The following is a 20,806-nucleotide window of genomic DNA, read 5'->3' as shown; positions in this document are numbered from 1 at the left end:
TTCCTTTTACAATCTTGTCAAGAAGGTGTAAACTTATCCTTCTTTCACACGAAGATTGATTACACTTGTGATATCTTGATAGATTTTCACTGGCACATCAATCAAACCAACCGCTCGAATCGGAGCTTGTACTTGAATATGACGTTTGTCAATCTTAATTCCAAATTGCTTTTGCAATTCTTCTGCAATCTTCTTATTGGTAATAGAACCAAAGGTACGACCATCTGGACCAACTTTTTCAACAAATTCTACAACCGTTTCTTCTGCTTCAAGTTGGGCTTTAATTGCTTTTGCTTCTGCAATCATCTCAGCGTGAGCTTTCTCTTCGGATTTTTGTTTACCACGAAGTTCACCTACAGCTTGAGCAGTCGCTTCTTTGGCTAGATTCTTTTTGATAAGAAAGTTTTGTGCATATCCTGTTGGTACTTCCTTAATTTCGCCTTTTTTACCTTTTCCTTTAACATCTGCTAAAAAGATTACTTTCATTCTTCTTTCTCCTTTTCCTTTATTTCATTTAATACAATTTCTGTCAGTTTTTCACCTGCTTCTGACAAGGTTAAATCTTTAATTTGAGCTGCTGCCAAATTAAAGTGGCCTCCACCGCCTAACTCTTCCATAATCCGTTGTACATTCAGTTTACTACGACTGCGAGCTGAGATGGATATAAAGCCTTGTGTATTCTTCGCAAGAACAAAACTCGCTTCAATACCTGACATAGCTAACATGGCATCTGCTGCCTTACTAATAACAACTGTATCATAGCATTTCGACTCCTTAGCCTCTGCTATCAATACATCTGAACCTAATTTACGCCCCTGTAAAATCAGTTCATTGACCTCACGATATTCTTCAAAATCTGTCGCAGCGATTTCTTGGATAGCAATACTATCACTTCCGCGCGTTCTGAGATAGCTAGCAACATCAAATGTCCGACTAGTCACTCGTGAGGTGAAATTTTTAGTATCCAGCATCATACCAGCCATCAAGACACTTGCTTGCATACGACTCAAACGATTTTTCTTAGAATTCTGGAACTGAATCAGTTCTGTTACTAACTCACTGGCACTGCTTGCACCACTTTCGATATAAGTGATAACTGCATTGTCTGGGAAATCCTGATCCCTTCGATGGTGGTCAATGACGATAGTTTGGGTAAATAAATCATAAAAATCTTTTGATAAAGTTAAAGCTGTCTTTGAATGGTCTACAAGAATCAACAAAGAACGATTGGTCACCATCCCCATTGCATCCTTAACAGACAACAACTTCGTAACTCCTTCTTTTTCTAAGAATGAAACAGCTCGTTCAATATCCGGAGACATTTGATTTTCATCATAAAGAGCATAGCTATTTTCAATCACATTGCTGGCGAACAACTGCATACCTACAGCAGAGCCCAAGGCATCCATATCTAAATTTCTATGTCCAACTACAAACACTTGATCCACACTACGAATCTTATCAGATATGGCTGTCATCATTGATCGAGTACGGGTACGAGTGCGCTTGATGGACGCAGCCGACCCACCGCCAAAGTAGACTGGATTTTTCGTTTCATCATTCTCCTTGACAACCACCTGGTCGCCACCACGTACTTCAGCCAAATTCAAGTTGAGCAAAGCAACTTTCCCTATTTCATCATGATTTCCATCGCCATAAGAAAATCCCATACTTAAGGTCAAGGGCAACTGTCTCTGTTTCGACTCTTCTCTGAAAGCATCAATAACAGAAAATTTATCATTCATCAAGCCCTCAAGCACCGTGTAGTCAGTAAATAGATAAAATCGATCCATACTTACCCGACGAGAAAACATCATGTATTTTTCTGAAAACTCTGATATAAAATTAGCTACAAAACTATTGATTTGACTAATATCTGACTCAGAAGTTGCATCCTCCAAATCATCATAATTATCCACAGATACAACTCCAATCACTGGTCGACTCGTTACTAATTCATCTGTTATGGCTTGCTCCCTGGATACATCTACAAAATACAAAACACCGGAAGAAGCATCCATATGAACAGCATAACGCTTCTCACCCAGTTTGGCATAAGTAGACGGATTTCCTACTGAAGCCTTGATAATCGTTTGAACAGCTTCCAAATCAAAATCGCCATCTTCCTTGGTCAAAATCAATTCAGCATAGGGATTAAACCACTCAACCTCTCCAGAAGATAAATTCAATTTCATAACACCTACAGGCATCTGTTCCAATAGAGCTGTCAAACTTTCTTCCGCTTGGTGGTTTACATACTGTATCTGTTCTACATCACTCCTTGTATAATGCACTCTCAGTTTCTTAAATAAAAAAACATAGCCTCCTACAAAAAGAAACAAAATGAAAACCGTCAACAGATTATTATTAACAAAAATAATGAAAGTGGATAAGACTCCAAACGCAATCAATCCTACTAGAATAGGAAAGAATGGACTTACATAAAATTTTTTCATTCCAAACCTCTTGGCACCCATTATACCATAATACCCCTCAAAAAGCGACTTTTTAAAAGTGTAATCAGTAATTCTATCAATTATAAGAAAAAGGAGGTTTACAATTCAGTAAACCTACCTTTACACCTATTCTAATTAAGATTCTTTAACTTCTAACAAACCAATTTCACCATCCTCACGACGATAAATCACATTTGTTGTCTGATCTTCAACATCCACATAGATAAAGAAATCATGCCCCAATAAATCCATCTGTAGAATAGCTTCTTCCAAATCCATTGGTTTTAAATCAATTTGTTTTGAACGAACAACTTTAGACTGGACAACATTTGGATCTTCCACCAAGGCATCTGTAAATAATTGACTAGTTGCTACCTTATTTTTATTTTTACGCTCGATTTTTGTTTTGTTTTTACGAATCTGACGTTCAATTTTATCAGTTACAAGATCAATTGAACCATACATATCTTGAGACACATCTTCTGCGCGGAGAGTAATGGATCCAAGCGGAATCGTTACTTCCACTTTAGCAGTTTTTTCACGATAAACTTTTAAGTTAATTCGGGCATCCAACTCTTGTTCTGGCTGGAAGTACTTTTCGATCTTTTCGAGTTTAGAAACTACATAATCACGAATTGCTTCTGTTACTTCTAGGTTTTCACCACGGATACTATATTTAATCATATGAGTACCTTCTTTCTAAACATTTTTGTTTTTCTGATTTTATTATAACGCTTTCATTCTATTTTTGCAAATTTTTTCCTCATCTTACAAGGGAAAATGTTTTTACATCCTTAGCACCAGCTTCTTCCAACAGTTTCTTAACACGATTTATAGTTGCTCCTGTAGTATAGATATCATCTATAAGTAGGATTTTTTTAGGAATAGTGACTCCACTTTTAATAAAGAAAGGAAGTTCTGTCCCCAAGCGCTCTGAACGATTTTTAGAAGAACTGGCTCTCTCTTCTCTTTTCCCTAGTAAATCCAGATACGAAAAACCTGCTGCCTCTACCAAGCCCTCAACCTGATTAAATCCTCTGTCAAGCAATCTTTCAGGGCTTAGGGGAATGACTACAAATTGATACTCTTTGTACTTTTTTAACTCCGCACTTAAAACTGAAGCGAAAACTTTTCTTAAAAGGAAGTCTCCATCAAACTTATACCGACTGAAAAAATCCTTCATAGCTTGATTGTAAGTAAAAATCGCTCTATGACTGACTTCAACTCCTTCTTTACACCAAAGTTGACAATCTTGACACTTCGTTGACAAGCTTGTTTTCATACAGTTTGGACAGTTCTCTTCCCCAATTCTTTCAAAAGTAAAATCACAGTCTGAACAAAGACAGGAGTCATCATTCCTCAGAAGCAAGAGACTACTAAAAGTTAAAACAGTCTTCATAGTCTGCCCACATAACAAGCACTTCATAGACCAGCCTCCTTATTCATCATCTGAATTTCCTTAATCGCCTTCTTGATTGAATCATTTAACCCATCATGGAAGAAAAGTAAATCTCCTGTCGGTCTATCCATGCTTCGTCCAACTCGTCCACCAATCTGAATCAAGCTTGACTTGGTAAACAGACGATGATTGGCCTCTACTACGAAAACATCCACACAAGGGAAGGTAACTCCACGCTCCAAGATTGTCGTACTGATAAGTATTGTCAGTTCTCCATCTCGAAAAGCTTGCACCTGCTCTAATCGATCCTCTGTTACAGAAGATACAAAGCCAATTTTCTCATTTGGAAATTGCTCCTGTAAGATTTCTTTTAACTGCTCCCCTTTCTTAATTTCTGAAGCAAAAATGAGTAAAGGATAAGCTGTCTTTCTCTGCTTTTCAATATAAGACTTTAACTTTGGTGACAACCGACTTTTCTCTAAACAGTGATTAAAATCCGATAACCAAACTGGCTTAGGAATAATCAACGGATTTCCATGGAACCGTCTAGGCAAACTCAATCGTTTCAATTCTCCTAAACGGACCTTTCTATCTAACTCATCGGTCGAAGTCGCTGTTAAAAAGATTCTCAGTCCATTCTCCTTTACACTATTCTTGACAGCATGGTAAAGCGTGGGATTGTCAACATAAGGAAAAGCATCTACTTCATCCACTATCAGCAGATCAAAAGCTTGATAAAATTTCAATAACTGATGGGTCGTCGCAACAACTAATGGTGTTCGAAAATAAGGTTCCGATTCTCCATGTAGGAGGGCTACCTCGCAAGAAAAATCCTTTTGCAGGCGCTTGTACAGCTCCAAACAAACATCTATGCGAGGACTGGCCAAACACACTGCACCCCCCGCATTGATTACTTTAGCCACAACTTGATAAATCATTTCTGTCTTTCCAGCCCCTGTCACCGCATGAACTAAAGTTGGCTCTTGCTTGTCTACTGCTTGAATCAGTCCCTCTGACACCTTTTCTTGAAAAGGAGTTAATTGACCACGCCATTTAAGAACATTCTGTTTAGGAAAATCCTCCTGTGGGAAATAGTATAAAGATTGATCACTCCTAACTCTCTTCATAATTAAGCACTCCCGACAATAGTAAGCACCGATAGGTAAATACCATTCTTCTAGAATAGTACTATTACAACGTTGACAGAAAAATTTCCCCTTCTCCTTTCTCATTGCTGGAAGTTTCTCTGCCATCGGACGTTCTTCTTCAGTTAATTCATTCTCAGTAAACAACCGACCGAGATAGTTTGGATTTACTTTCATACTTCTTTATTCGTAAAAACCTAGCGCTTTAGATGATTTTTTAGTACAATTAAATCATGGAATTTAGAACAATTAAAGAGGACGGACAAGTCCAAGAAGAAATCAAAAAATCCCGCTTTATCTGTCATGCCAAGCGTGTTTATAGCGAAGAAGAGGCTCGTGACTTCATTACCACCATCAAAAAAGAACACTACAAAGCGACGCATAACTGCTCGGCCTTTATTATTGGAGAACGTAGTGAAATTAAACGTACAAGTGATGATGGTGAGCCTAGTGGTACTGCTGGTGTTCCCATGCTTGGGGTACTAGAAAATCACAATCTCACCAATGTCTGTGTGGTAGTAACACGCTACTTTGGTGGTATTAAACTAGGCGCTGGAGGACTCATTCGTGCTTACGCCGGGAGTGTCGCCTTAGCTGTCAAAGAAATTAGCATCATTGAAATAAAAGAACAGGCTGGCATTGCTATTCAAATGTCTTACGCTCAGTATCAAGAGTACAGTAACTTCCTTAAAAAACATAATCTCATGGAGCTGGATACAAACTTTACAGATCAAGTCGATACGATGATTTATGTTGATAAAGAAGAAAAAGAAACTATTAAAGCTGCACTGGTAGAATTTTTTAATGGAAAAGTTACTTTAACTGATCAAAGTTTACGTGAAGTTGAGGTTCCTGTAAACCTAGTGTAAACAATAGATAATACAGTGTTTCACTGATATTTCCACCGCTACTTTAATTAGCAAAATAAAAAGATGCGTACCAAAATATACTAGAAAATGAAGCAATTCAAACGAAACCTGATATCGTTTTCCTTTACACCTATTTACTAGAATTAGCTGAACACAATCGCTTAAAAATTAATGGCTTAGACCTATGATATAAAAAAATCCTATCGCTCCGATAGGATTTCTATATTTTACAAATGATATAGATAGCGTTATACTAGAAATATCTTATACAAAGAGGTATTCATATGTCTATTTATAACAACATTACTGAACTAGTCGGTCAAACACCGATTGTTAAACTTAACAACATCGTGCCAGAAGGTGCTGCGGACGTCTATGTAAAGCTTGAATCATTTAATCCTGGTTCATCTGTAAAAGACCGTATTGCCCTTAGCATGATTGAAAAAGCTGAACAAGATGGTATTCTGAAACCTGGTTCTACTATTGTTGAAGCAACAAGTGGAAATACTGGTATTGGACTTTCATGGGTAGGGGCTGCTAAAGGGTATAAAGTTGTCATCGTTATGCCTGAAACTATGAGTGTAGAACGCCGTAAGATTATCCAAGCCTATGGTGCTGAACTCGTCCTTACGCCTGGTAGCGAAGGAATGAAGGGTGCTATTGCTAAGGCTCAAGAAATCGCTGCTGAACGTGATGGCTTCCTTCCTCTTCAATTTGACAATCCAGCTAATCCAGAAGTACACGAAAGAACAACAGGAGCTGAAATACTAGCTGCTTTCGATAAAGATGGACTAGATGCCTTTGTTGCTGGAGTGGGTACCGGTGGAACGATTTCTGGTGTTTCTCATGCACTCAAATCAGCAAATTCAAACATTCAAGTTTATGCAGTGGAAGCTGATGAATCTGCTATTCTATCTGGTGAAAAACCTGGTCCTCACAAAATTCAAGGTATCTCAGCTGGATTTATTCCTGATACACTTGATACTAAAGCCTATGATGGTATCGTTCGCGTAACATCAGATGATGCTCTTGCACTCGGCCGTGAAATTGGTGGAAAAGAAGGCTTCCTTGTAGGGATTTCTTCAGCTGCAGCTATCTACGGAGCCATCGAGGTTGCCAAAAAATTAGGTACAGGTAAAAAAGTTCTTGCTCTAGCACCAGATAACGGTGAACGTTATCTCTCTACAACACTCTATGAATTTGAAGTTTAGTCTCCTAAATGCACTTAGCCCTTATTATAGGGCTTTTTATTTTTACCTTGAAAATAGGAAGCTCTCCCTATAGGGATCGACTGCATAGAAAAAAGGAAGCAAATTTACTTCCTTTCTATAATTAGTTATTCAAGGCTGCTGCCATTGTAGCTGCAACTTCAGCTTCGAAGTCGTTTGCAGCTTTTTCGATACCTTCACCAACTTCAAAGCGAGCGAACTCAACTACTGAAGCGTTAACTGATTCAAGATATGCTTCAACTGTCTTGCTATCATCCATGATGTAAACTTGTGCAAGAAGTGTGTAAGCTTGGTCAACTTTAGTATTGTCAAGCATGAAGCGATCCATTTTACCTGGGATAATTTTGTCCCAGATTTTTTCTGGTTTACCTTCTGCAGCCAACTCAGCTTTGATGTCAGCTTCAGCTTGAGCAATCACTTCATCAGTCAATTGAGCTTTTGATCCATACTTCAAGTGTGGAAGAGCTGGTTTGTTAACCATTGCACGGCTTTCGTTGTCTTGGTCGATAACGTGGTTCAATTGTGCCAACTCATCTTTAACGAATTGCTCATCCAATTCTTTGTAAGAAAGAACTGTTGGTTTCATAGCAGCGATGTGCATTGAAATTTGTTTAGCAAGTGCTTCGTCTCCACCTTCGATTACAGAGATAACACCGATACGTCCACCGTTGTGTTGGTATGCTCCGAAGTGCTGTGCATCTGTTTTTTCAATCAATGCAAAGCGACGGAATGAAATTTTTTCTCCGATAGTTGCTGTTGCAGATACGTATGCAGCTTCAAGAGTTTCACCTGAAGGCATTGTCAAAGCAAGAGCTTCTTCGTTGTTAGCTGGTTTTCCTTCAACGATTGCTTTAGCTGTTGCGTTTACCAACTCAACAAATTGAGCGTTTTTCGCAACGAAGTCAGTTTCAGCATTTACTTCAACAACTGCTGCAATGTTACCGTCAACATAAACACCAGTCAAACCTTCTGCAGCAACACGGTCAGCTTTCTTAGCTGCTTTTGCCATACCTTTTTCGCGAAGCAATTCAATCGCTTTTTCGATATCGCCTTCCACTTCAACCAATGCTTTTTTAGCGTCCATAACACCAGCACCAGATTTTTCACGCAACTCTTTAACAAGTTTAGCTGTAATTTCTGCCATTTTGATTCTCCTATATTTTTTAAAAATAGGAGAGCCGGGCTAAGCCCCGCCCTCCTAGGTAATTACTATTTATTATGAATTAAGCGTTGTCGCCTTCTACAACTTCAACGATTTCTTCAATTGAATCTGCTTGAGTTTCTGAAGCTGCAAATTCTGCTTCAACTGCTACTGCATCCTCACCTTGACGTCCTTCGATGATAGCGTCAGCCAATTTAGCTGTGATCAATTTAACAGCGCGGATAGCGTCATCGTTAGCTGGGATGATTACATCGATATCATCTGGATCAGTGTTTGTGTCAACCATCGCTACAACTGGGATTCCCAATTTTTTAGCTTCTTTAACAGCGATTTGCTCTTTATGTGGGTCAACTACGTACATCACATCTGGGATACGAGGCATATCTTCGATACCACCCAAGAATTTTTCAAGACGTGCACGTTGTTTGTTAAGAAGTGCAACTTCTTTCTTAGGAAGAACTTCGAAAGTTCCATCTTCTTCCATACGTTTGATTTCTTTCAAACGAGCGATACGTTTTTGGATTGTTCCCCAGTTTGTAAGAGTTCCACCCAACCAACGGTGGTTGATGAAGTATTGACCTGAACGTACTGCTTCTTCAGCAACTGCATCAGCTGCTTGTTTCTTAGTACCAACGAACAATACAACTGCATCGTTAGCTGCTGCATCACGCATGAAGTCGTATGCTTGGTCAGCGTATTTTACAGTTTGTTGCAAGTCGATAACGTGGATTCCGTTACGCTCTGTAAAGATGTACTTAGCCATCTTAGGGTTCCAGCGACGAGTTTGGTGACCAAAGTGTACACCAGCCTCAAGAAGTTGTTTCATTGAAATTACTGCCATGAGTATTTCTCCTTTTTGTTTTTTCCTCTTCTTGACTTCAACTCGCAAAACGACCTAAAGGCAACTGTTTCACAATTCATCAAGAATGAGTATTATCGTTCACACGACAATTTTTATTCTACCATACTTTTTCGATATTTTCAAGCTATTTTGATGGGATTTTTAATAGTTATTGTCCCTGGTAAAACCTGAAAAAGAGGGCTCTATTCGAGTCCCTCTATAATTAGTCTGCATAAATATATGTTACAAAACCTTCAGAAGTTGTTGTTGGATTAAACCATCCACGGTGATTTCCAATTGTACGATTACCAGCATAATTTGATTCTGATACTTGGATACGTGTTGTTGATTCAACAGCTGTAACAACCGCTACGTGACCATATCCACCATCATTCCAACATGCAATTGCTCCGACTTGAGGTGTTGAACCTGTACGGAAGCCTGCTGCTGCTGCACTTGTAGCCCACTGTGCTCCATTACCCCAGTAGTCTCCAGCCCAAGGTGCCAAGGTTTTTACTCCCCATGTACATTCACCAATTGGATAAGTTGAGGCATTTGTGTTATATGTTGGACGTACTTTAGCCTGAACAGGTGCTACTGCAGATTCAGATACTGCTTGTACCTGTGCTGCTAGGTTTGTATTACCTGAAGCAAGTACTGATTGTTGTTGGCTAGCTTGTTTTTCTTTATAAGCCGCTTCTGCTTCTGCTGCTGCACGAGCCTCTGCCTCAGCAGCTGCCTTTTGTTCTAATAGACTTGCTTTTTCCCCTTCAGCTGTCGCTTTCTCAGCAGCAAGACTCAATTCAGCAGCCTTTAGTTCTGCCTGTTTCGTAGTCAATGCTTGAGCATCATCAGCTAATTTTTGTTGATTAGCAATTACAGTATTGATAGCATCATTATTTGCTACTTGTTTTTCAGAAATAGCTTTTTTATCTGCCTTTTGCTGTTCTAACATTTTGTTGTTTGCAGATACGATTTCACTCATTGCAGCAACACGTGAAATAGCTTCTGTAATTGATTTTGAGTTTACAATGGTATTGATATAGCTAGTTGCAGCTCCATTTGTTTGAGCACTACGAGCTTGTTTTTCCAAAGAATCATTGCGAGATACAATATTTCTAGAAAGTTCTGTAATTTCACCCTCAAGTTTTTTAGATTCTGCTTGTAATCTATCATTTTCAGCTTGCAAGTTAGATTGCTCAGATTGAATAGCTGATACTTGCTCCTGAATTTGGTCAACTTGTTTTTGTGCTTCTTCTTGTTGTGCTGTTAAGTTACTAATTTTATTATCTTGAGCAGCAATTTTGTCATCAGTCGTTTCTGCATGGGCAGTCGTCAATACTGCTACCTGGGAAACCATTACTGTACTTAATAAAAGTGACGCTAAGATTTTTTTCTTCATATTACTTAGATACTCCTTCTGTTTAAGACAATACTAGTATACCAAAAAAAACTCCAATAAATATTACGCCTTTGTTACATTTTTGTTTCTTTCTTATAGATAATATTTTTCAAAAATAAATTGAAAAACAGTAATCCATAAAAAATTTAAAATCATCGTCGGTACCAAGCTATAGACTATAAAAATCGACATGTTATCCACTGTCAACCCTACCATAAAAGCCAAAAGATAACTACCCATTTCAAACAGGAATGTCAGGACAATCATGGCTAGCATTCTTGTCCAACGATTCAACAAAATAACACTATTCAATTTATGAAGAAACGCTCCCAATAAGATAAATAAGAGAGTTGCAATCCCTATTAGATGGAAAAAGTAGACATCGTAAACCAAGCCTATCACAAAACAATAGACTAGGTAGAGATACTCTGATACTTCTATCGTCTCAAATAAGAGAAATAGAAAAAGAAAATGACTAGCTAAATGTACATGGGGGAAAAATGAGCCCAGAAGCTGGCTAATATGGGCGTCAATTAGAACAAAGAAAGGAAGCAATAAAAACACTCCAATCCGCTTCAACTGTCTCATTATGAATTCCCCACTAATTCTATCACATCTACATTATGAGTATCTGCACTCAATTTAACAGTTACTTCTCGTGTCAAATAATCCGTACTATGCGTTGTGGCAACCACTTCACCTACAGGAATATCCGCAACGTTAAAGTTTCCTAATCCACCTGTTGTTACCTTATCGCCTGCACTAATATCGCTATTACTATTTAATTGACTAATTTTGAGAACATCATTTTCCTTGTCGTAGCCAACAATAATTCCATAAATTGTAGTAGTGCCGTGTTGAATTTTAACAGAAATCTTATCAGCATTTTCTGTATTTGTCAGAAGGTTGACCATAGTAGAGTTCTCCTCTACTTTTGAAACACTCCCAATCAAGCCACCATTTGCAATAGCTAACATATTCTCAGAAGCCCCTTTTGATTTCCCTGCATCTAAGGTCAACTCCTGCTTCCAAGATACCGGAGAACGCATAATAACATCTGCTGCCAAAGTCTTTGTAGCTTGCAACTTGGACTTCATATCAAGCAATTGGCGCAATTGTTCATTTTCTGTCTTTAAACTTTCCGCCTCATTTGATTTAACTTCTAATTGGTAAATCTGTTTTTTCAAACTTTCATTTTCATTATACGTTCGTGTCAAATGAGCCAAATCTGATTTGACAGAATCAAACCACTGAAAAGGTTTTTGCACAACTCTATCAACCAATGAGATTCCATCTCCTAATTTTGTCACAATTGTACTTGAATAAGTCGTCGCTAAGAGAGCTGAGACAAGCAGAACAGTGACAAAAACAATAATGACATATTTTGATTTTTTAAAACGGTTCATATCCCTACCTTTATATCAAAAACTGTTATAGTAACTTTTAATCAATTCTTTAAATGCTACTAAGATTTTAAGAAAAATAAGCAACAACCAAGTACGAGAATAACAAGAATAGTCAGCGTATCCTTTCGAGTCCATTCCAATTGTCGGTATTGACTTCTGCCTTTTCCACCCTGATAACCACGCGCTTCCATAGCGATAGCTAAAGAATCTGCACGTTTTAAACTTGTCGCAAAAAGAGGAATCAAAATGGGAATCATCGCCTTTACTTTTTGAACAATGCTTCCTTCACCAAAATCCACTCCACGTGCTTTCTGCGCATTCATAATCCGCGTCGTATCATCCATCAAGGTTGGGACAAAACGTAGACTCATGGACAGCATCAATCCAATTTCATGAACTGGAACTTTCACACGCTTTAAAGGCGCTAACAAAGCTTCGACAGCTGAGGCCAAACTTAAGGGCATGGTCGTTAAGGTTAACAAAGTTGAAAAGAAAATAATCAATACAAAACGACAAAAAATAATCCCAGCTTGTTGCAAAGCATAATCTGTGATTCTCACAAACGAAAATTCAAATAAAACATTCCCATTAGAAATGAAAAACAGTTGAAAAATAGTTGTGAAGGCAATCAAGAAAAACATAGACTTCAAGCCCTGAATAAAAAATGAAAGAGATACTCCTGACAAGGCAATAAATATCCCTGTCGCTATAAAAAGAATTAGATTCGTCAAGGGATTATTAGCCCAAAAAACGATCAAAATCAGTAGCATCATAGCCAGTAATTTGCTACGTGGATCCAACCGGTGAACAATCGAATCCCCTGGGATATAACGCCCCAAAATCATACTATCCATTTAGCGACTCCTTGAACTCCTCTATCTTAATCGGTAATCGTTTAAATGACACGCCTCTATCAGCCAATCGTTTACAAAAGGCTGTAATCTTAGGTACTCCCAACTGCACTTCTTCCATAAAGACAACATCTTGAAAGACATCACTTGGTTTACCACCCTTAACTAAACGTCCCTTTTCCATCACATAAACTTGATTTGCATATTCAGCAACGTCATCCATCAAATGCGTTACCAAGATAATGGTCATCCCTGACTGGTGGAGTTTTTTGAACAAATTCATCAGCTCTTTTCTTCCCAGAGGATCCAGGCCTGCTGTGGGTTCATCTAAGACTAATACAGCTGGCTCCATGGCAAGTATGCCTGCAATGGCCACACGTCTCATTTGTCCCCCTGACAGCTCAAACGGGCTACGATTTAAAAGTGATTCATCAATTCCAACCAGAGCCAGTTTCTCACGCGCAATCTTCTCCGCATCTTCTTCAGAAACTCCAAAATTTTGCGGTCCAAAAGCAACGTCTTTCAAAACCGTTTCTTCAAAAATCTGATTTTCAGCAAACTGAAATACCAAGCCAACCTGTTTTCTAATTTGACGAATATCTTTATTTTTAGAAGTCGAGGTGATTAAGGTATCAAAAACTCGCACACTCCCTTGACTTGGAACTAATAAACCATTTAATAGTTGTAAAATAGTTGATTTCCCACTACCTGTATGTCCAATTAAGGCCGTATAAGAACCATCCTCAATCGTCAAAGAAACATCCGACAAAGCTGTTGAAGCTAAAGGAGTCCTTTCTTGATATGTAAAACTCACATTTTCTAGAGCAATTCCCATAGCTTATCCTCTAGCTCACTTTCTGTCAAATAATTTTCAGGCAAATCATAGCCATTCTGGCTCAAAGAATGTTTTAATTGATTGGCAAAAGGATCGTCTAATCCAATTTGATCCAAATCATTTCGAGAGAAAAGATCTCTTGGACTATTAGTTGATTCAATTTCCCCTTTTTTCATGACCAACACACGATCACTCATGGCAACTTCTTCCAAATCATGGGTAATGGAAATGACCGTCATATCATAGTCTTTTCGAATTCCTTTTACTGTATCAATCAATTCTCTACGACCCTCAGGATCCAACATACTTGTCGCTTCATCTAGAATTAAAATAGCTGGTCTTAGGGCTACAACACCTGCAATGGCCACACGTTGTTTTTGGCCACCCGATAGACGCGCTGGCTCTCTCTTTTTAAAGTCCAACATGCCAACTAAAGTCAGAGCTTCCTCCACTCTCTTTTTCATTTCTTGACGAGAAAGGCCCTGATTTTCCAAACCAAAGGCAACATCATCCTCAACAGTCGCTCCAACAAATTGATTGTCTGGATTTTGAAAAACCATACCGATTTGACGACGTATATTCCAAACATTTTCCTCAGTCAAACATTGACCATCAATTACAATCTCGCCAGATTCTGCTTCTAGTAAGCCATCAATTAATCGAACCGTCGTTGATTTACCACTACCATTATGCCCTACAATCGAAAGCCATTCTCCACGTTTCACGTGAAACGTAATATCCTTCACATCATAGTATTTCTGATTTTCTTTATAGCGAAAAGAAAGATTTTTTACATCAATTATTGATTTCATTTCGAACCAAATGTCCCTTTAAATACATAGGCACTACCCTTGAAATAATCATATCCAGAGTAGATAGTGAAAAACAAGGCTACATAAAGTAGAACTTGACCAAGCAAAGTCCAATGTAATAGCAAGAAAATAATCGCAAACATCTGACTAAAAGTTTTAATTTTTCCAGGCATTGCTGCTGCTAAAACTGTTCCACCAGTTTCAACTAATAAAAGTCTTAAACCTGTCACAGCCAACTCTCGACAGATAATCACTGCAACAATCCAAGCCGGAGCCATATCTAACTCAATCAACATAATAAAAGCCGACATAACTAGTAACTTATCCGCCATGGGATCTGCAAATTTACCAAAATTACTGACCACATTCCATTTACGAGCTAAATATCCGTCTAAATAATCTGTAATACTGGCAATAGCAAAGATAATAGCTGCCACTATATGACTCTCTATCGAATTTCCTACTGTTAAAATAAAGATAAAAATAGGTATAAAGAGAATTCGACCTATTGTTAAGAGATTGGGAATTTGTTCTTTTTTCATTCGTTTTTCCTTAATTTTTAGTAAAGGTTACAGTGATTTGTCCAGTCTGCGCTGTTAACTTCGATAAATCAACAGTCTGATTATCTACTGTCAAAGTAACACCTTTTACAACACCTAAGGTAATGGTTACAGGATTTTTTGTTGCAACTGTTGCTTCTGCACTTTTATTATCCGGTGATAAGGTCACTCCACCCTCAAGCTCACTTTCTGAAATGCTGACCCAACTTGTAACATCTGAAACCGCCAATTGCAATTTAACTGTTTCCTTATTTGTCTTATAAGCGATTTCTACATGATTTCCTTCACCTGATACACTTATAGCTGATTCTACACTAGAAGAACTGCTAGATGAACTACTACTTGAGGAGTGGGGAACAGAGCTAGTTGAACTTATTGAACTTGTTGATTGAACCACGCTGTAATTAGAAAGAGAAGGCTCCTCTGGTTGAGTTTGAATATAGTTCCAAACATAATAGGTCACAAAAATTAAAATCGATAAAGCAAAAAGGATAAAATAAAATAAAGGTAAAAATGATGTTTTTTTCTTCTTTTTCTTATTTGAACGTCTACGACCTGTCAACTCATCTTCATCAACATCTACTTCCTCATAAGTAATCATACTCCCAGAATCATAAGCATCCAAGACAATTTGGTCATCTAACTCAACAGCCCATGCATATTTTCTCAAGAAAGAACGTGTATAAAAAGGACTTGGAAGTTGATCGAAATCGTCTGCTTCCATTGCTTCCAACATATCTAACTGGATTTCTGTCTTTTTCTGCAATTCATCTAAACTCAATCCCTGATTGATTCTAGCTAATCGTAAAACCTCTCCAATTGTTTTTTTTCTCATACTTGTCATCCCTTCTTTCTAGTGTCTATTATGATAGGTTACTACGATGGGAATATTGTAAAATCAACTATATCCCCTTCATCTATTAAGTGATGCCCCGCTTCAAGGACATCCTCTAAAGTAATTTCCTGTAAAATTTTCGGCAAATCAAAAATTGTCTCACCATGTTCAAAAGCATCATATTGCGTTGCAATAAATTCAAGAGAGTTCATGCTACTGAAAAATTCTCCAAACATCTCTCTTTTGATAATATCTAAATGATCCTCTGTGATATCTAAATCCTTTGTAAAATTACGAATGGCCTTCCTAAATTGATGAGATAAAGCAACTGGCTCTTTCGTATCCATTGTCAACATAACAAAATGAAAACGACTTGTTACTTCAATTTCAAGAGATAAGGAAGCATCTATTTTACCTGATTCATATAACTTTTGAAAACGATCCGAAGTCCAACCAAACATCATTGCAAACAATAATTTTAATAAAATATGATGTCGATAGCAATCCGCCTCAGCAACTTCTCGTTTACCTCTAATCCCAATCGCCAGTTTAGGAGAAGACACTTCCATTCTCATACTATCTGTTTGCTTTACATCTTTTAAAACAAACTTTTCTCTTGCTACTTCCTGAACATCTAAATCTTCCAGTTCTTTTCTTTCAAAATAGTCCTGTACTTGATCCACATCAAAATTGCCAACTAAAAACAGAGACATGTTTACAGGTTTGTAAAATCTTGTAAAATTTTCTTGCAAATTAGTTAGATTGATTTGAGAAATGGACTCCTCACTTCCAACTATATCCGTCGTTAAAGGTGTACCAGGATACAAATTCGCTAAAGTTGAAAAGAATAAACACGAGTCTGGATCATCTTGATACATTTCTCGTTCTTGCTGAATAATATCCTGCTCTCTTAAAATGGAATCTTCAGTAAAATGTGCTGATGTTACCAATTCATCAAGTAACTCTAAATTTTCTAAAAAATGATCCGTTGCTGAAAAAAGATAGCTTGTTTTTGTAAAGCTTGTAAAGGCATTACTATCTGCACCTAGACTCGTAAAAGCCGACATCAAATCGCTAGAATCTTCTCTCTCAAATAATTTATGTTCAAGAAAATGAGCAATTCCTGCAGGATATTGTTTTACACCTACGTCAACTTCTGTGACAAGCGTATCTACCGAACCAAACTGGACAGTTACACTCCCGTAAACCTCTTTAAATTCCTTTTTAGGCAAAAGAGCAACTGTCAATCCGTTGGCCAAACGAGTTCGATAAACCATTTCTTTTACAGCTGGATAGTATTTTTCTTCAAAAACAACCTTTGTCATTCTATTCCTTCCATAAAGTAAATCGCTTGTAGTTTCACATTACTAGCTGCTCTACAAATAGTATCTTTGTCAACTTGCTCAAGTTTTGTAATCCAACTTTTAAAGTCTGCTGAAGATTTTCCAAGTAAGGCATTTTGATAAGCACGTTCAATCAATGAACTTTGATTATCTTGAGAAAGTAACAACGACCGACGAATCATTTCCTTTGTCTGCTCTAACTCAAGCTCTGTAAAATATCCTTTTTTTAAATCAAGTAATTGATTATTCATCATTTTACGAGCCTGATTCCGATTTTCTTGATCAATGCCAGCATACATCCTCAAGAACCCACTAAATAAATCGAGCTGACTGGAAATGGTATAAGCTAATCCAGCATTTTCACGGACATTTGTAAAGAGTTTAGAATGAGCAAATCCACCAAGTAAACCATTCATTACAATCATGGGTAAATGTTGCTCATCACCATATTCAGAAGGGCAATGATAACCTAATTCCAAAATGGATTGTCCCACATTTTTCCGAATCATACCTTCCTGAAGGATATTGGAATAAGGTTGACAATACTGGACCTTCACATCTCCTTCTCGATCTTTAAAGACAAATGATTCTAATACATTTTGAATTTCGACCTCATTAAAATCACCTAGGAAAAAGAAATCTATTCGATTATTGGTCAAAAATTCTTGGAAACAAGAATAAGAACTCTGTGGAGTTTCATCTAAAATACGATTTCGTAAATCACTATATTCCAATTGAAGACGTTCATCATGAAAAAACAATTTATCCAATTCTTTATGTGCAAAATAAAAAGAATCATCCATATCAGCTGCTAAACTTGCTAGCAATTGCTTTTTCTCAATTTCAAATAAGGCTGGATCAAATCCATTATCAACTACCACAGGTGAAAAAAGAGTTTCTTTTACTAGTTCCAAAACCTGAGAAGTTAGCACATTTTTCCGACTTAAAAACTCATCACGAACATAGGTAAATGTCAATTCTACAATATGACTTTGTCCTCTTCTGAAACAATTGGTTGACATATCTGTACCGTATAGACTGGCCAAATGTCTTCTCAAATCTTGAGAAGTGGGGTAAATCTGATTAGCAGTCTCTAGCATACTCGCACTCAACATGCGACCTGCAATCGTATCGAGGGATAATGGAGTGGTAAAACGCACGGCGATTTTGTTCGTTTTAAACTTCTTTGATTGGATAAAATGTGTTGAAATTCCATGCACTAACTCCATGATTTACCTCCTTATATACAGACTTCTATTATATCACGAAAACCTGAAATTTTCTTGTTCTCTGTAACACTTTTGAAATAAAAATCGCTTACATTTCTCCCTGTTTCTCTCACTATTTTTAGGAAAATATGGTATAATACCAAAGATTGAGGTGAATTATGGAATACAAATTATTTGAAGAATTTATTACCCTCCAAGCACTACTCAAAGAACTTGGAATCACACATAGCGGAGGAGCTATCAAATCCTTTCTCTCTGAACATTCTGTTTACTTTAATGGGGAATTAGAGAGTCGTCGCGGTAAAAAACTTCGTATTGGCGATAAAGTTGACATCCCTGACATGAATATTGACATCTTGTTGACACAACCTACTTCTGAAGAACTAGATGAATACCAAGCTGATAAAGTTGAAAAAGAACGAATCGCTAAACTTGTTAAGGAGATGAATAAAGGAGTAAAAAAAGACAACTCTAAACCTACTTCATCACCAAAAAGCAAACAAGCTCCGCGATTCCCTGGTAGATAATCATGTGGCTACAACACCTATCTCTCAAGACTTTTCGTAATTACAAAGAGACGAAAATAGACTTTAATCCTAAATTGAATGTCTTTTTGGGACGTAATGCACAAGGAAAAACAAATATGTTAGAGGCTATCTATTTTTTAGCCTTAACGCGTAGTCATCGAACTCGAACAGATAAAAATCTCATTCATTTTGATGAGGAACAACTTCATCTTTCAGGTCTTGTTCAGAAAAAAACGGGATCTATTCCCCTCGAAATCGAACTAACACAAAAAGGACGTGTGACAAAAGTTAATCATTTAAAACAGGCACGCCTTTCAGATTACGTAGGACACATGAATGTTGTCTTATTTGCTCCTGAAGATTTACAACTAATTAAGGGAGCACCTTCGGTTCGACGAAAATTTATTGATATGGAGCTTGGGCAAATTAAGCCAATCTATTTATCAGATTTAACCAATTATAACCATATTCTTAAGCAAAGAAGTACCTATTTAAAATCAGCTCAAACAATAGATGAAACCTTCCTTTCAGTACTAGATGATCAGCTAGTTGATTATGGATGTCGTGTGATGAATCACCGCTTAGATTTCATAAAAAAACTAGAGCATTTTGGTCGTAAGAAACATTTTGAACTTTCTAATCAGATTGAAGAGTTGTCAATATCCTATCAATCTTCTGTAAAGATAACTGACAAGAAAGACTTATCAGAATCTTTCAAAATTGCTTTAGAAAAAAGTAGGTCCAGAGATTTATTTAAAAAGAATACTGGTGTTGGGCCTCATCGAGATGATATTTCTTTTTATATAAATGGGATGGATGCTAGTTTTGGAAGTCAAGGTCAACATCGTAGTCTCGTCCTCTCGATAAAATTAGCAGAAATCGAATTAATGGAAAGTATTACTACAGAATCTCCAATATTACTGCTTGACGATGTTATGAGCGAACTTGACAACACTAGACAACTAAAATTATTAGAAACGATTTCTCATTCAATCCAAACCTTTATCACAACAACAAGCTTAGATCATCTTCAAAGTCTGCCAAAAAATCTAAGTATCTTTACTATTCAGGATGGTAAAGTTAGTGTAAAATAAAATTGACAACATCGTAAAAGAACTCCTATTTTCACGGGAGTTCTTTTCATTGTTTTTTTACATAGAATAATTTGGTGCCTCATTCGTAATTTGCACATCATGAGGATGGCTTTCTTTCAAACCAGCACCAGACATTTCAATAAATTGAGCGTTATCATGTAGTTCTTTAAGGTTAGCTGCACCACAGTAACCCATACCAGATCGGATACCGCCAATCATTTGGAAGACAATATCAGCTGCTGCTCCTTTATAAGCAACACGACCTTCAATTCCTTCTGGAACAAGTTTATTTGCTTCATTGACAGAACCTTGGAAGTAACGATCGCTTGAGCCTTTTTTCATAGCAGCAATTGATCCCATACCACGGTAAGTCTTGAACTTACGTCCTTGGAAGATTTCAGTTTCACCTGGAGCTTCATCAGTTCCAGCAAACATTGATCCAAGCATAACAGCATTGCCACCAGCCGCAAGTGCTTTTACAATATCTCCAGAATACTTGATTCCACCGTCAGCAATAATCGTTTTTCCATATTCACGCGCAACGGCTGCAGCATCATAGATAGCTGTTACTTGTGGAACACCAACACCAGCAATTACTCGAGTAGTACAGATAGAACCTGGTCCAATACCAACCTTGACAACATCTACACCTGCTTCATAAAGGGCACGTGCACCTTCAGCAGTTGCAATATTTCCAGCAATCAAAGTACGATCTGGGAAGTGAGCACGAATCTCAGCAATTTTACGCAAGACACCTGCAGAATGACCATGTGCAGTATCAATAACAATCGCATCCGCCCCTGCCTCAAAA

22 protein-coding genes and 1 pseudogene are annotated in these 20,806 nt (G+C 37.5%); 5 read left to right on the top strand and 18 right to left on the bottom strand.

Features of this window, described 5'->3' with window-relative positions; translation table 11 throughout:
• Positions 1 to 33: 33 nt before the first annotated feature.
• The 5 genes from rplI to SMIDD26_RS00240 all read right to left on the bottom strand — a co-directional run bounded on the left by rplI (position 34) and on the right by SMIDD26_RS00240 (position 5,177).
• The gene (gene rplI / locus SMIDD26_RS00260) at positions 34 to 486 is read right to left on the bottom strand and encodes a 50S ribosomal protein L9 (protein WP_000864214.1); all 453 of its coding nucleotides are present in this window, start codon (positions 484 to 486) and stop codon (positions 34 to 36) included.
• Positions 483 to 2,456: a GGDEF domain-containing protein gene (locus SMIDD26_RS00255; RefSeq protein WP_061438560.1), complete on the bottom strand. Its 1,974-nt coding sequence runs from the start codon at positions 2,454 to 2,456 to the stop codon at positions 483 to 485. Before SMIDD26_RS00255 ends, rplI begins: the two co-directional genes overlap by 4 nt.
• 135 nt (positions 2,457 to 2,591) lie before the next feature.
• Positions 2,592 to 3,140: a ribosome hibernation-promoting factor, HPF/YfiA family gene (gene hpf / locus SMIDD26_RS00250; RefSeq protein ID WP_049513313.1), complete on the bottom strand. Its 549-nt coding sequence runs from the start codon at positions 3,138 to 3,140 to the stop codon at positions 2,592 to 2,594.
• 79 nt (positions 3,141 to 3,219) lie between these two features.
• Complete coding sequence (locus tag SMIDD26_RS00245) at positions 3,220 to 3,882, bottom strand: ComF family protein (RefSeq protein WP_061438559.1); 663 nt, start codon at positions 3,880 to 3,882, stop codon at positions 3,220 to 3,222.
• The gene (locus tag SMIDD26_RS00240) at positions 3,879 to 5,177 is read right to left on the bottom strand and encodes an ATP-dependent helicase ComFA (RefSeq protein WP_061438558.1); all 1,299 of its coding nucleotides are present in this window, start codon (positions 5,175 to 5,177) and stop codon (positions 3,879 to 3,881) included. Before SMIDD26_RS00240 ends, SMIDD26_RS00245 begins: the two co-directional genes overlap by 4 nt.
• A 56-nt stretch (positions 5,178 to 5,233) precedes the next feature.
• Between SMIDD26_RS00240 and SMIDD26_RS00235 the strand changes: the two genes are divergently transcribed.
• The 3 genes and pseudogenes from SMIDD26_RS00235 to cysK all read left to right on the top strand — a co-directional run bounded on the left by SMIDD26_RS00235 (position 5,234) and on the right by cysK (position 7,080).
• Entirely contained in the window at positions 5,234 to 5,869 is a 636-nt protein-coding gene (locus SMIDD26_RS00235) for a YigZ family protein (RefSeq protein ID WP_061438557.1), read from the top strand.
• Positions 5,870 to 5,973: 104 nt separating this feature from the next.
• A pseudogene (locus SMIDD26_RS12445) lies at positions 5,974 to 6,057 on the top strand (PH domain-containing protein); the annotation flags it as partial.
• A gap of 96 nt (positions 6,058 to 6,153) precedes the next feature.
• The gene (gene cysK / locus SMIDD26_RS00230; protein ID WP_061438556.1) at positions 6,154 to 7,080 is read left to right on the top strand and encodes a cysteine synthase A; all 927 of its coding nucleotides are present in this window, start codon (positions 6,154 to 6,156) and stop codon (positions 7,078 to 7,080) included.
• A 121-nt stretch (positions 7,081 to 7,201) separates the two neighbouring features.
• Here the strand turns inward: cysK and tsf are convergent, their stop codons facing one another.
• From tsf to yfmF, 12 genes are all read right to left on the bottom strand, one after another.
• Positions 7,202 to 8,242, bottom strand: coding sequence for a translation elongation factor Ts (gene tsf, locus SMIDD26_RS00225; RefSeq protein WP_050223249.1), 1,041 nt, complete (start codon positions 8,240 to 8,242; stop codon positions 7,202 to 7,204).
• Positions 8,243 to 8,321: 79 nt separating this feature from the next.
• Entirely contained in the window at positions 8,322 to 9,101 is a 780-nt protein-coding gene (gene rpsB, locus SMIDD26_RS00220) for a 30S ribosomal protein S2 (protein WP_000268466.1), read from the bottom strand.
• 223 nt (positions 9,102 to 9,324) lie between these two features.
• Positions 9,325 to 10,503, bottom strand: a complete 1,179-nt coding sequence (gene pcsB, locus SMIDD26_RS00215) for a peptidoglycan hydrolase PcsB (protein WP_061438555.1) — start codon at positions 10,501 to 10,503, stop codon at positions 9,325 to 9,327.
• 93 nt (positions 10,504 to 10,596) lie between these two features.
• A complete protein-coding gene (gene mreD, locus SMIDD26_RS00210; RefSeq protein ID WP_061438554.1) occupies positions 10,597 to 11,091 on the bottom strand; it encodes a rod shape-determining protein MreD in 495 nt (164 codons plus the stop codon).
• Entirely contained in the window at positions 11,091 to 11,909 is an 819-nt protein-coding gene (mreC, locus tag SMIDD26_RS00205) for a rod shape-determining protein MreC (RefSeq protein ID WP_061438553.1), read from the bottom strand. The genes mreD and mreC overlap by 1 nt, the downstream gene beginning before the upstream one ends.
• 59 nt (positions 11,910 to 11,968) lie before the next feature.
• On the bottom strand, positions 11,969 to 12,763 hold the full coding sequence (locus tag SMIDD26_RS00200) for an energy-coupling factor transporter transmembrane component T family protein (RefSeq protein ID WP_061438552.1): 795 nt from the start codon (positions 12,761 to 12,763) through the stop codon (positions 11,969 to 11,971).
• Positions 12,756 to 13,595: an energy-coupling factor transporter ATPase gene (locus SMIDD26_RS00195; protein WP_061438551.1), complete on the bottom strand. Its 840-nt coding sequence runs from the start codon at positions 13,593 to 13,595 to the stop codon at positions 12,756 to 12,758. The genes SMIDD26_RS00200 and SMIDD26_RS00195 overlap by 8 nt, the downstream gene beginning before the upstream one ends.
• Positions 13,580 to 14,407 carry an energy-coupling factor ABC transporter ATP-binding protein gene (locus SMIDD26_RS00190; RefSeq protein WP_061438550.1) on the bottom strand — a complete coding sequence of 276 codons (828 nt, stop codon included), beginning with the start codon at positions 14,405 to 14,407 and terminating at the stop codon, positions 13,580 to 13,582. Before SMIDD26_RS00190 ends, SMIDD26_RS00195 begins: the two co-directional genes overlap by 16 nt.
• The gene (gene pgsA / locus SMIDD26_RS00185; protein ID WP_061438549.1) at positions 14,404 to 14,949 is read right to left on the bottom strand and encodes a CDP-diacylglycerol--glycerol-3-phosphate 3-phosphatidyltransferase; all 546 of its coding nucleotides are present in this window, start codon (positions 14,947 to 14,949) and stop codon (positions 14,404 to 14,406) included. Before pgsA ends, SMIDD26_RS00190 begins: the two co-directional genes overlap by 4 nt.
• 10 nt (positions 14,950 to 14,959) lie before the next feature.
• Positions 14,960 to 15,802 (bottom strand): cytoskeleton protein RodZ, encoded by an 843-nt coding sequence (gene rodZ, locus SMIDD26_RS00180; RefSeq protein WP_061438548.1) that lies wholly within the window; start codon positions 15,800 to 15,802, stop codon positions 14,960 to 14,962.
• A 41-nt stretch (positions 15,803 to 15,843) separates the two neighbouring features.
• Positions 15,844 to 17,127, bottom strand: a complete 1,284-nt coding sequence (yfmH, locus tag SMIDD26_RS00175) for an EF-P 5-aminopentanol modification-associated protein YfmH (protein ID WP_061438547.1) — start codon at positions 17,125 to 17,127, stop codon at positions 15,844 to 15,846.
• Positions 17,124 to 18,374 (bottom strand): EF-P 5-aminopentanol modification-associated protein YfmF, encoded by a 1,251-nt coding sequence (yfmF, locus tag SMIDD26_RS00170; protein WP_061438546.1) that lies wholly within the window; start codon positions 18,372 to 18,374, stop codon positions 17,124 to 17,126. Before yfmF ends, yfmH begins: the two co-directional genes overlap by 4 nt.
• A 158-nt stretch (positions 18,375 to 18,532) precedes the next feature.
• Between yfmF and yaaA the strand changes: the two genes are divergently transcribed.
• Together yaaA and recF are read left to right on the top strand one after the other, a co-directional pair.
• A complete protein-coding gene (yaaA, locus tag SMIDD26_RS00165; protein ID WP_061438545.1) occupies positions 18,533 to 18,901 on the top strand; it encodes a S4 domain-containing protein YaaA in 369 nt (122 codons plus the stop codon).
• Between the two features lie 2 nt (positions 18,902 to 18,903).
• Entirely contained in the window at positions 18,904 to 19,995 is a 1,092-nt protein-coding gene (gene recF, locus SMIDD26_RS00160; protein ID WP_061438544.1) for a DNA replication/repair protein RecF, read from the top strand.
• A 57-nt stretch (positions 19,996 to 20,052) separates the two neighbouring features.
• Here the strand turns inward: recF and guaB are convergent.
• On the bottom strand, positions 20,053 to 20,806 hold a 754-nt coding region (guaB, locus tag SMIDD26_RS00155; RefSeq protein ID WP_246746830.1), incomplete at its 5' end, for an IMP dehydrogenase.

This window comes from Streptococcus mitis, from assembly GCF_001579035.1.
GTDB classification, from domain to species: domain Bacteria; phylum Bacillota; class Bacilli; order Lactobacillales; family Streptococcaceae; genus Streptococcus; species Streptococcus mitis_J.
The sequence above is the reverse complement of the archived record's forward strand: the minus strand, read 5'-3'. Positions and strand labels throughout refer to the sequence as shown.